Consider the following 10,318-nt stretch of genomic DNA (forward strand, 5'->3'; position numbering starts at 1 on the left):
GATGACCGTTCTGAAATCTCACATTTCTCCGTCCTCCGATACGTTCAAGGCAAACCAGGCGGCCATGGCGGAGGCGATCGCGACTGTCGAAGACGCGGTGAAGGCGGCGGCCGCCGGTGGTGGCGACGCGGCGCGCGAACGCCATGTCAGCCGCGGCAAGCTTCTGCCGCGCGATCGCGTCGCCAACCTCATCGATCCGGCAACGCCGTTCCTCGAAGTCGGCATGACGGCGGCGCACGGCATGTATAACGGCGATGCGCCGGCCGCCGGGCTGATCACCGGCATCGGCCGGGTGTCGGGCCGCGAATGCATGATCGTTTGCAACGACCCGACCGTCAAAGGCGGCACCTACTATCCGCTGACGGTGAAGAAGCACCTGCGCGCACAGGAAATCGCCGCGGAAAACAATCTGCCCTGCATCTACCTCGTCGATTCCGGTGGCGCCAACCTGCCGAACCAGGACGAGGTTTTTCCGGACCGCGATCACTTCGGCCGGATCTTCTATAACCAGGCCAACATGTCGGCTGCGGGCATCCCGCAGATCGCCGTGGTCATGGGCTCGTGCACGGCGGGTGGCGCCTATGTGCCGGCCATGTCGGACGAGACGATCATCGTCGAAGGCCAGGGCACGATCTTTCTCGCCGGGCCGCCGCTCGTGCGCGCCGCGACAGGCGAGGTTGTCTCGGCTGAAGATCTCGGCGGCGCCGACGTGCACACGCGCCTCTCCGGCGTGGCCGACCATCTGGCGCGCGACGACGCTCATGCGCTGGCGCTCGCCCGCCGGGCCGTTTCGGCACTCAACCGGCACAAGCCGCTGACGGTCGAGCTAGCGACACCGGAGCCGCCGCTCTACGATCCGCAGGAAATCGCCGGCATCGTGCCGTCCGACCTGCGCACGCCCTACGATATCCGCGAGGTGATCGCCCGCACCGTCGACGGTTCGCGCTTCGACGAGTTCAAGGCGCGCTACGGCACGACGCTCGTCTGCGGCTTTGCCCATGTGCACGGCATTCCGGTCGGCATCATCGCCAACAACGGCGTGCTGTTTTCGGAATCGGCATTGAAGGGCGCGCATTTCGTCGAGCTCTGCGCTCAGCGCAAGATCCCGCTCGTCTTCCTGCAGAACATCACCGGCTTCATGGTCGGGCGGAAATATGAAACCGAAGGCATCGCCAAGCATGGGGCCAAGCTTGTGACGGCGGTGGCGACGGCGCGGGTGCCGAAGGTGACCATGCTGGTCGGCGGCTCGTTCGGAGCCGGCAATTACGGCATGTGCGGCCGGGCGTTTTCGCCGCGGTTCCTGTGGACCTGGCCGAACAGCCGCATCTCCGTCATGGGCGGCGAACAGGCGGCCGGCGTGTTGACGACCGTCCGCAGCGAAGCGCTGAAACGGGCTGGCACGCCCTGGAACGACGAGGACGAGGCGCGTTTCCGCCAGCCCATCCTCGATCTCTTCGAGCGCCAGAGCCATCCGCTCTATGCCTCGGCCAGACTTTGGGACGACGGCGTCGTCGATCCGCGCAAGACGCGCGACGTGCTCGGCCTGTCGCTGTCGGCGGCGCTGAATGCGCCGATCGAAGACACGCGCTTCGGCCTCTTCAGGATGTAGGAACACCGCCATGAAACGCGACAACATCAATGCCCCGAACGCACCGCAGCCGCGCGGCGGCTATTCGCAGGCCGTCCGCCTGGAGAATTTCGAGCGGCTGCTCTTTATCAGCGGGCAGGTGCCGCTGACGCCTGAAGACGCGCTGCCGGAGGGTTTTGAGGCGCAGGCGCGCCAGGTCTGGGCCAATATCGACGCGCAACTGGCCGCGGCGGGCATGACCAAGGCCGATATCGTCAAGGTAACGGTGCTGCTTGCCGACCGCCAATATGCCATGGCCAACCGCGCGGCCCGTGCCGAATATCTCGGTCCGCTCGCGCCGGCGATGACGGTTGCGATCGCCGGCATCTTCGATGCCGGCTGGTTGCTCGAAATCGATGTCATCGCAGCGCAATAGGGCCAGGAGATGCCGATGTTTTCCAAACTCCTGATCGCCAATCGCGGTGAGATCGCCTGCCGGGTGATCCGCACCGCCAAGCGCCTCGGCATCCGCACGGTCGCCGTCTATTCCGATGCCGATGTCGGCGCGCTGCATGTGGCGCTCGCCGACGAGGCGATCCGCATCGGCCCGGCGCCGGCGCTCGACAGCTACCTTGTGGCTGAACGCATCATCGCGGCGGCGCACTCCGTCGGCGCCGACGCCATTCATCCCGGCTACGGCTTCCTGTCGGAGAATGCCGACTTTGCCGAAGCCGTCGAGGCGGCCGGCATCACCTTCGTTGGACCGTCGGCGTCCGCCATTCGCGCCATGGGGCTGAAGGATGCCGCCAAGGCGCTGATGGAGCAATCCGGCGTGCCGGTCGTTCCTGGCTATCACGGCGAGACGCAGGATCCGGATTTCCTTGCCGGGGAAGCGGCGAACATCGGCTATCCCGTACTGATAAAGGCGCGCGCCGGCGGCGGCGGCAAGGGCATGCGGCGGGTCGACAGTGCCGCCGATTTTCCGGCGGCACTGGAAGCGGCGCGTCGCGAGGCGGAAGCGGCCTTCGGCGACGGCGCGGTGCTGATCGAGAAATATCTGACGAAGCCGCGGCATATCGAGGTGCAGGTCTTCGGTGATCGGCACGGCAACATCCTGCACCTTTACGAGCGCGACTGCTCGCTGCAACGACGCCACCAGAAGGTGATCGAGGAAGCGCCGGCGCCGGGCATGACCGCGGAAGTGCGGCGCGCCATGGGTGACGCGGCCGTTCGCGCGGCTCAGGCGATCGGCTATGTCGGCGCGGGCACCGTCGAGTTCATCGCCGACGTGACCGACGGGCTCTGGCCGGACCAGTTCTACTTCATGGAAATGAACACCCGGCTGCAGGTGGAGCATCCGGTCACAGAGGCGATCACGGGTATCGACCTCGTCGAGTGGCAACTGCGTGCTGCAGCCGGTGAAGCGCTGCCGAAACGCCAAAGCGAGATCGCCATCGACGGCTGGGCCTTCGAGGCCCGCATCTATGCGGAAGATCCGTCGCGCGGCTTCCTGCCGGCGACCGGGCAACTGACGACCTTGAGCTTTCCGGAGGAGGGCGTCCGTGTCGATGCTGGTGTCCGGCAGGGAGACAGGATCACGCCGTTCTACGATCCGCTGATCGCCAAGCTGATCGTCCACGGGCCAAACCGGTCGACGGCGCTGGCCAGGCTCGAGAACGCGCTCAGGGCCTGCCGCATCGGCGGCACGGTCACCAACCTCGATTTTCTGGCCCGCCTCGCGGCCGAACCGGATTTTCGCGCCGGGCACCCGGATACCGGCCTGATCGACCGCTCGATCGACCGGCTTTCGGCGTCGCCGGTGCCAAACGACGCGGCGCTTGCGCTTGCGGCCATCATTTCGACCGGAGCCCTGCAGCCGGACGGATCGGCCGATCCCTGGTCTTCGCTCGGCCACTGGCAGATTTGGGGTGACGCCAACCGCAACATCGCGATCGAGCACCTGGGCGGACGGACGACGGTGGCGCTTGCGGCGCGTGGCCGGGATCAGTTCGCCGTTCACACCGGGACGGCAGCGTTGCCGGTCGTGATCCTCAATCGCTCTGCCGATGGCGCCCGTGCGGAAATCGCCGGGGCGCAGCAGGAGTTCCGTTTCCTGCGCGAAGGCGAGCAGATCACGCTGTTCCTGAATGGCGAGACCTATGTGCTTCGCTTGCCGGACGCGCTTGGTGCGGGTCATTCCAGCGAGGTCGCCGATGACGCGGTGTCGGCGCCGATGCCCGGCATCGTCAAGCTGATCCGGGTTCGCCCCGGTGATGCCGTCGAGAAGGGCCAGGCGCTTGCCGTCATGGAAGCGATGAAGATGGAGCTCACGCTGTCGGCCTCGCGGGCTGGCGTGGTCGAGAACGTGCTGGTCAGCGAAGGCGAGCAGGTGACCGCCGGCGCCGTGCTGGTGATGCTCCAGCCGGAGAGCGCGGAATGAGCGGAGCGGCGGCGCAGCATGTGACGATCGTCGAGATGGCGCCGCGCGACGGGCTGCAGAACGAAAGCACGCTGGTCTCAACCACCGACAAGATCCGCCTCGTCGATATGCTTTCGGACTGCGGCTATGAGCGGATCGAGGTGACGAGCTTCGTCAGCCCGAAATGGGTGCCGCAGATGGCCGACGCGGCCGAGGTCATGGCCGGCATCCGCCGGCGCCCGGGCACCCGCTATGCGGTGCTGACGCCCAACTTGCGTGGGCTTGAAGCCGCCATCGAAGCCGGTGCCGACGAAGTGGCGATCTTCGCCTCCGCGTCCGAAACCTTCTCGCAAAAGAACATCAATTGCTCGATCGCCGAAAGCATCGAGCGCTTCCGACCGGTCGCCGAACTGTGCCGCGAACGCGGGCTATTGCTGCGCGGCTATGTCAGTTGCGTCGTCGAATGCCCTTATGAGGGTGCGATAGCACCGGCCAGCGCTGCCCGCGTTGCCGGTCTGCTCGACGATCTCGGCTGCTACGAGATCAGCCTCGGCGACACCATCGGCCGCGGTACGCCAGAGGCCGTGGACGCGATGCTGGCTGCGGTGCTGGAACGCATTCCGGCCAACCGGCTCGCCGGGCATTTTCACGACACGTCCGGCCGCGCGCTCGAGAACATTGCCGTGGCGCTCGACCGTGGCCTCAGGGTCTTCGACGCTTCGGCCGGCGGTCTCGGCGGCTGCCCCTATGCGCCGGGTGCTGCCGGCAATGTCGATACGCTCGCCGTCAACGCCTTCGTGACAGCCAAGGGCTTTTCGACCGGGCTCGACGTAGCAAAGCTCGAACAGGCGGCCGCCTTCGCGCGCACCCTAAGGACAGGATCATGACTTTCGAAACGATCCGGATCGAAACCGATGCGCGCGGCGTCGCGCGGCTGACGCTGGCATTACCGCAGAAGCACAATGCCCTTTCAGGGCAGATGATCGGCGAACTGGCCGAGGCGGCAGGGCAACTTTCGGCCGACCGTTCGGTCCGCGTGGTTGTCCTTGAGGGTGAAGGCCGCAGCTTCTGCGCCGGCGGCGACCTCGGCTGGATGCGCGAACAGTTCGATGCTGACAGGGCGATCCGCATTGTCGAGGCGACGCGGCTGGCGATGATGTTCAAGGCGCTGAACGAGATCGCCAAGCCCGTGATCGGCCGCCTGCATGGCAACGCCTTTGGCGGCGGCGTTGGCCTGATGAGCATCTGCGACGCGGCGGTTGCCTCGGCCGACGCAAAGTTCGGTCTGACCGAAACGCGCCTCGGCCTGATCCCGGCAACCATCAGCCCCTATGTCGTCGCTCGCATCGGCGAGGGCAAGGCGCGGCCGTTGTTCATGTCCGCCAGGCTTTTCGGTGCGGAGGAGGCGCGCGCCTTGGGGCTCGCCACCACCGTTGTTGCCGCCGACGCACTGGACGCGGCGATTGAAGCGGAAATCGAGCCCTATCTGGCGGTGGCACCCGAAGCCACCGGCCGGGCCAAACGGCTGGCCCGCTCACTTGGCGCCCCGATCACCGAAGAGACCATTGCCGCGACGATCGAACAGCTTGCCGATTGCTGGGAATCCGATGAAGCGCGTGAGGGCGTCGGCGCCTTCTTCGACAAGCGCGAGCCCACCTGGCGGCGATAGGCGTCCTTGATTTGGGCGTGTTTTGATCTTACTTTGATAACATGATGATCAAAACAAGCGCGGATCGTGCCATGGCTGCTGTCGGTCTCAACATCTCCACCGCCCATTACGGCGAAAACCACTCGTCCTTTCTGTCCGCTCGGCTGGTTGCCGAACGGCTTGGCGTGACGCTTGCCGAACTGGCGAAGCTGATCGGTGTCGCACGCAACACGCTGACGGCCAAGTCGAGTGCCCGCAAGGTCGATGCGGCCTTGAGCAGCGTCGTCCGTATCCTTGCCATGGCCGGCGAAATGGCGGGCGACGACAGCCGTGCCGTCATCTGGTTCAAGCACCAGCCGATCCCCGGCTGGGCCGGCAAGACCGCTTATGACCTTGTCGGCGAAGGCAAGGCCGACACGGTGCTCGCTTATCTCGAAGCCGTGCGTTCCGGTGTCTACGCCTGATGGCGGTTGACGAGCCGGTGCGCCTGTGGCGCGCCTATGTGCCGCGCTGGGCGCATGCGCCGCTTTCGGGCGAAGGGGCAGGGCGGTATGGTGGGCGGTGGAATCCCTTGGGAATGCCGACAATCTATGCCGCCCGCGAACTCTCGACCGCCTGGGCCGAATACAATCAGGGTTTCGTCCAGCACCCTGCGCTGATCGCCCAGCTTGAACTGCGCTTCGCGCGGCTCGCGGATTTGACGACGCCGGAGATCCTTTCCGACCTCGGCCTCACGGAAGACATCCATCGTTGCGAATGGCGCGATGCGCTCGATCGCGGCCTCGTGCCGGAAACGCATCGCCTGCAGGGGGAGTTGAGCGACCGCGGCTTTGACGGTCTGATCTACCCGTCCTTCATGTCGCCCGGCGGCACCTGCGTCGCGCTCTGGCGCTGGAACGCAGGCGAGGGGGCCGAGCTGAAGGTCATCGATCCCGATGGGCGCTTGCCGAAAACGGCGGCCTCCTGGCTCTGAAGCGACTTGCTAAGAAGCGATGTTTTCCGGAAACGGCCCTTCGCCAGCGGTCCGCTCAGATCACCTTGCCCGGATTGAGGATGCCGTTCGGGTCGAGCGCCTGCTTGATCCGCCGCATGAGTTCGAGTTCGGCCGGACTGCGCGAATGGTCGAGGAAATCGCGCTTTAGCGCGCCGATGCCATGTTCGGCCGAGATCGACCCTTTGTAGCGCCGGACGATTTCATAGACGACGCCGTCGACGATATGCGGGGTGTCCGCGTCGCCGTTCGGTTCCGAGAAGGCGATGTGCAGGTTGCTGTCAGCGACATGGCCGAAGAAGGAGACATGGGCTGCCGGGAACCGGGCGGATAGAGCCTCGCCGCATTCCGCGGCGAAACGACCGATGTCGCCGATCGGCAGGCTGACGTCGAGGTTGACGAGATCAGGCAACTGGCTGTCCATCGCATGGCCTTCGCGCACGCTCCAGAAAGAACGGCTCTCCTTCTCCGACTGGGCGATCAGCGCATCGGCAATGATGCCATCTTCAAGCGCCTCTCCGAGAAAGGCCTCGAAGCCGTCACGCTCGCCGGCATCACCGAGCAGATCCTGCTCGACGATCACCGCGAAGGCTGGGATCTCATCAAAGAGCTTCAGCTTCTCCGCGTCGGCATTGAAGCGGAAATAGTTCTCCCACATCGCCTCGAAAGCCGAGAGGCCGGGCAGGCGGCGTTGGCAGCGGGCGAGGAAGGCGACGACGTTGTCGTAACCGTCGAGCGCACAGAGTGCCGTCAGCCGGCCGACGGGCAAGGGCCGCAGCCGCAGAACCGCGCGCGTGATCACGCCGAGTGTTCCCTCCGAGCCGATGAAGAATTGCCGGAGGTCGTAACCGGTGTTGTTCTTGATCATCTTGTTGAGCGACGAGATGATCGCGCCGTCGGCAAGCACCGCTTCGAGACCGAGAACGTTGTCGCGCGTCACACCATAGCGCAGCACCCGGATGCCGCCGGCATTGGTAGCGAGGTTGCCGCCAATCTGGCAGGAGCCACGGGCGCCAAGATCGATCGGCAGCAGGAAACCGGCGTCTTCGGCGGCGCGTTGCGCCACCTCCAGCGGGGTGCCGGCTCGCACGGTCATGGTTCCGGCTTGGGGGTCGATTTCTTCGATGCCGGTAAAGCGTTCGAGCGAAATCACGACAGCGTCACGGTCGGCATTGGCGCCGCCGGCAAGCCCGGTCAGGCCGCCTTGAACGACGACCGTTTGGCGGCTGTTATTGCAAAGGCGGAGGGCCGTGGCGATCTCTTCGTTGCTTGTCGGGCGGATCACGGCCTTTGGCAGCTCACGGCCGGTCAGGCTGGCGTCGCTGCGATGGCATTCGCCGATTTCGGTGCCGGTGAGCACGATGTCGCCGAGGGCTTGTTTCAGGTCGTCGACGATCGTCATGCGCTTCTCCCGTTTCCGCCGCCATTGTCGGCAGCGGCGTCCTTGCTTAGCGCATCCCGAGGCAAACCGATATCCGAGCGGCGACGTTCCACCCGTCGTTTGCCGGCGCGCATGCGCGCTCGGGGCGACGAGACAGGCGAAACAAGGCTGGGGAACGGACCGATCAGCTGCCGGTGCGCGCCAGCTCGAAGGGTTCGGCGGCCGCCACTTCGGCCGGGGCCTCCGGCGCTGCCTGCGTTGTGACCATCTTTGGCCGCTCTTCCCTAAACAGTTTCCACTTCGTCGGCCGGAAGGCGATGCGGCTGTGGTCGCCGGCGGCGGCGCGTTCGGGAGAGAGTTCGATCTCGACATGCGGATGGTTGCGGCCAAGGTCGAGTTCGAGATGGCGGGTGCCGGCAACCCGGCGGCTGGCGGCAACGAGGCCGGCGAGACAACCGCCGCAACCGTCGATCAGCTCGATGTCATGCGGGCGGAAGTGCAGCTTGGCCGGGCCGTCGGCTTCGGACGGCGCGCGCAAGCCGATCGGCCGGTCCTCGAACCAGATCTCGCCGTTCTGGAGCGTAACATTGAGGCAGTTCGACTGGCCGATGAAGCCGTAGACGAAGGGCGAGACCGGATGGTCGTAGATCTCGTCGGGCGTGCCGACCTGCTCGATCACACCCTTGCTCATGACGACGACGCGGTCGGCGAGCTCCAGCGCCTCGTCCTGGTCATGGGTGACGAAGATGGTGGTGTGGCCGGTGCGGTCGTGAATGTCGCGCAGCCACTTGCGCAGCTCTTTCCGCACCTGCGCGTCGAGCGCGCCGAAGGGCTCGTCGAGCAGAAGCACGTTCGGTTCGACCGCCATGGCGCGGGCAAGCGCCACGCGCTGGCGCTGGCCGCCCGAAAGCTGCGCCGGATAACGCTTGTCGAGGCCGGAGAGCTGCACCAGATCGAGCAGGTCGAGCGCGCGCTTGCGGATTTCGGCGGCCGGCGGCCGGCGGTTGGCGGGGCGCACCTTCAGGCCGAAGGCGACGTTGTCGAGCACGGTCATGTGGCGGAACAGGGCATAGTGCTGGAAAACGAAGCCGATGTTGCGCTCCTGCACGGTCTTTTGCGAGGCATCCTCGTCGCCGAAGAAGATCGTGCCGCCGGTCGGGCTTTCAAGGCCGGCGACGAGCCTGAGCAGCGTCGTCTTGCCGGAGCCCGATGGCCCCAAGAGCGCGATCAGTTCGCCGGAGCGGATGTCGAGCGAGACGTCGTCGAGCGCCGGGAAGCGGCCGAATTCCTTGCGGATGTTGTGAACGCGCACGTCCATGGCGATACCTTTCGAATGCTGGTCAGTGTCTGCGGCTGGCGGCGATCTCGGCGCTGTAGCGGATCTCCAGCGCCGTCTTCAAAATCAGGGTGATCAGCGCCAGCAGCGCCAGCAACGCCGCCACCGCGAAGGCGGCGACGAAGTTGTATTCATTATAGAGGATTTCCACCTGCAACGGCATGGTGTTGGTCTCGCCGCGGATATGGCCCGACACCACCGACACGGCGCCGAACTCGCCCATGGCGCGGGCGTTGCACAAAAGCACGCCGTAAAGCAGCCCCCATTTGATGTTGGGCAGCGTCACATGCCAGAAGGTCTGCCAGCCGGATGCTCCCAAGGAAAGTGCCGCTTCCTCGTCGCTCGATCCCTGTTCCTGCATCAACGGGATCAGCTCGCGGGCGACGAAGGGGAAGGTGACGAAGACGGTGGCGAGCACCAGGCCCGGCACGGCAAACAGGATCTGGATGCCGTGGCTCTGCAGCCAGGGGCCAAGCAGACTGTGCGAGCCGAACAGAAGCACGAAGACGAGGCCGGAGATGACCGGCGAGACCGAGAACGGCAGGTCGATCAGCGTCGTCAGAAAGGCCTTGCCCTTGAACTCGAACTTGGCGATCGCCCAGGCGGCGGCCACCCCGAAGACGAGGTTGAGCGGCACGGCAATGGCCGCGACGATCAGCGTCAGGCGGATGGCGGAAAAGGTCTCGGCATCGCCGAGCGCCGAGATGAATTCGCCCACCCCCTTGCGCAGCGCCTCGGTAAAGACGGCGGCAAGCGGCAAAAGCAGAAACAGCGCGACGAAGGCAAGGGCTGCGATCGTCAGCGTCAGCCTTGCAAAGCGGCTTTCGGAGGTGGCGGCGGCCAGTTCCGGCAGCGCCGCGCGAGGGCCGGAGGCCGGACTAAGACCGGGACTGGGTGCCGAAGCGGCGGTCAGGTCATGCGACATAGACATATCTCCGCCGGCTCCAGGCCTGGATCGAGTTGATGAGGAGCAGCA

General features: G+C 65.7%; 10 protein-coding genes. 7 read left to right on the plus strand and 3 right to left on the minus strand.

Annotation, left to right across the window (positions count from 1 at the left end):
• Position 1 precedes the first annotated feature (1 nt).
• From M2267_RS25285 to M2267_RS25315, 7 genes are all read left to right on the plus strand, one after another.
• Complete coding sequence (locus M2267_RS25285) at positions 2–1,609, plus strand: carboxyl transferase domain-containing protein (protein WP_429118305.1); 1,608 nt, start codon at positions 2–4, stop codon at positions 1,607–1,609.
• Between the two features lie 10 nt (positions 1,610–1,619).
• Positions 1,620–2,003, plus strand: coding sequence for a RidA family protein (locus M2267_RS25290; protein WP_205236769.1), 384 nt, complete (start codon positions 1,620–1,622; stop codon positions 2,001–2,003).
• Between the two features lie 15 nt (positions 2,004–2,018).
• Entirely contained in the window at positions 2,019–4,007 is a 1,989-nt protein-coding gene (locus M2267_RS25295) for an acetyl/propionyl/methylcrotonyl-CoA carboxylase subunit alpha (protein WP_429118307.1), read from the plus strand.
• Positions 4,004–4,873, plus strand: coding sequence for a hydroxymethylglutaryl-CoA lyase (locus M2267_RS25300; RefSeq protein WP_429118309.1), 870 nt, complete (start codon positions 4,004–4,006; stop codon positions 4,871–4,873). Before M2267_RS25295 ends, M2267_RS25300 begins: the two co-directional genes overlap by 4 nt.
• Positions 4,870–5,655 carry a crotonase/enoyl-CoA hydratase family protein gene (locus M2267_RS25305; RefSeq protein ID WP_429118311.1) on the plus strand — a complete coding sequence of 262 codons (786 nt, stop codon included), beginning with the start codon at positions 4,870–4,872 and terminating at the stop codon, positions 5,653–5,655. Before M2267_RS25300 ends, M2267_RS25305 begins: the two co-directional genes overlap by 4 nt.
• Positions 5,656–5,726: 71 nt before the next feature.
• Complete coding sequence (locus tag M2267_RS25310) at positions 5,727–6,098, plus strand: MbcA/ParS/Xre antitoxin family protein (RefSeq protein WP_429118313.1); 372 nt, start codon at positions 5,727–5,729, stop codon at positions 6,096–6,098.
• Complete coding sequence (locus M2267_RS25315; protein ID WP_429118314.1) at positions 6,098–6,607, plus strand: RES family NAD+ phosphorylase; 510 nt, start codon at positions 6,098–6,100, stop codon at positions 6,605–6,607. Before M2267_RS25310 ends, M2267_RS25315 begins: the two co-directional genes overlap by 1 nt.
• A 55-nt stretch (positions 6,608–6,662) precedes the next feature.
• On the opposite strand, the gene M2267_RS25320 is transcribed toward M2267_RS25315, so the two are convergent.
• The 3 genes from M2267_RS25320 to cysW form a co-directional block, all read right to left on the minus strand.
• Entirely contained in the window at positions 6,663–8,027 is a 1,365-nt protein-coding gene (locus M2267_RS25320; protein ID WP_429118316.1) for an FAD-binding oxidoreductase, read from the minus strand.
• Between the two features lie 163 nt (positions 8,028–8,190).
• Complete coding sequence (locus M2267_RS25325) at positions 8,191–9,324, minus strand: sulfate/molybdate ABC transporter ATP-binding protein (RefSeq protein ID WP_429118318.1); 1,134 nt, start codon at positions 9,322–9,324, stop codon at positions 8,191–8,193.
• Positions 9,325–9,346: 22 nt separating this feature from the next.
• Positions 9,347–10,267 carry a sulfate ABC transporter permease subunit CysW gene (cysW, locus tag M2267_RS25330; protein ID WP_429118320.1) on the minus strand — a complete coding sequence of 307 codons (921 nt, stop codon included), beginning with the start codon at positions 10,265–10,267 and terminating at the stop codon, positions 9,347–9,349.
• Positions 10,268–10,318 lie beyond the last annotated feature (51 nt).

Source organism: Ensifer sp. KUDG1 (assembly GCF_050434285.1).
Lineage (GTDB): Bacteria > Pseudomonadota > Alphaproteobacteria > Rhizobiales > Rhizobiaceae > Ensifer.

Coding starts and splice junctions, on each gene's coding strand:
- M2267_RS25285 (WP_429118305.1), top strand. CDS start 2: ATGACCGTTCTGAAATCTCACATTTCTCCGTCCTCCGATACGTTCAAG.
- M2267_RS25290 (WP_205236769.1), top strand. CDS start 1,620: ATGAAACGCGACAACATCAATGCCCCGAACGCACCGCAGCCGCGCGGC.
- M2267_RS25295 (WP_429118307.1), top strand. CDS start 2,019: ATGTTTTCCAAACTCCTGATCGCCAATCGCGGTGAGATCGCCTGCCGG.
- M2267_RS25300 (WP_429118309.1), top strand. CDS start 4,004: ATGAGCGGAGCGGCGGCGCAGCATGTGACGATCGTCGAGATGGCGCCG.
- M2267_RS25305 (WP_429118311.1), top strand. CDS start 4,870: ATGACTTTCGAAACGATCCGGATCGAAACCGATGCGCGCGGCGTCGCG.
- M2267_RS25310 (WP_429118313.1), top strand. CDS start 5,727: ATGGCTGCTGTCGGTCTCAACATCTCCACCGCCCATTACGGCGAAAAC.
- M2267_RS25315 (WP_429118314.1), top strand. CDS start 6,098: ATGGCGGTTGACGAGCCGGTGCGCCTGTGGCGCGCCTATGTGCCGCGC.
- M2267_RS25320 (WP_429118316.1), bottom strand. CDS start 8,027: ATGACGATCGTCGACGACCTGAAACAAGCCCTCGGCGACATCGTGCTC.
- M2267_RS25325 (WP_429118318.1), bottom strand. CDS start 9,324: ATGGACGTGCGCGTTCACAACATCCGCAAGGAATTCGGCCGCTTCCCG.
- cysW (WP_429118320.1), bottom strand. CDS start 10,267: ATGTCGCATGACCTGACCGCCGCTTCGGCACCCAGTCCCGGTCTTAGT.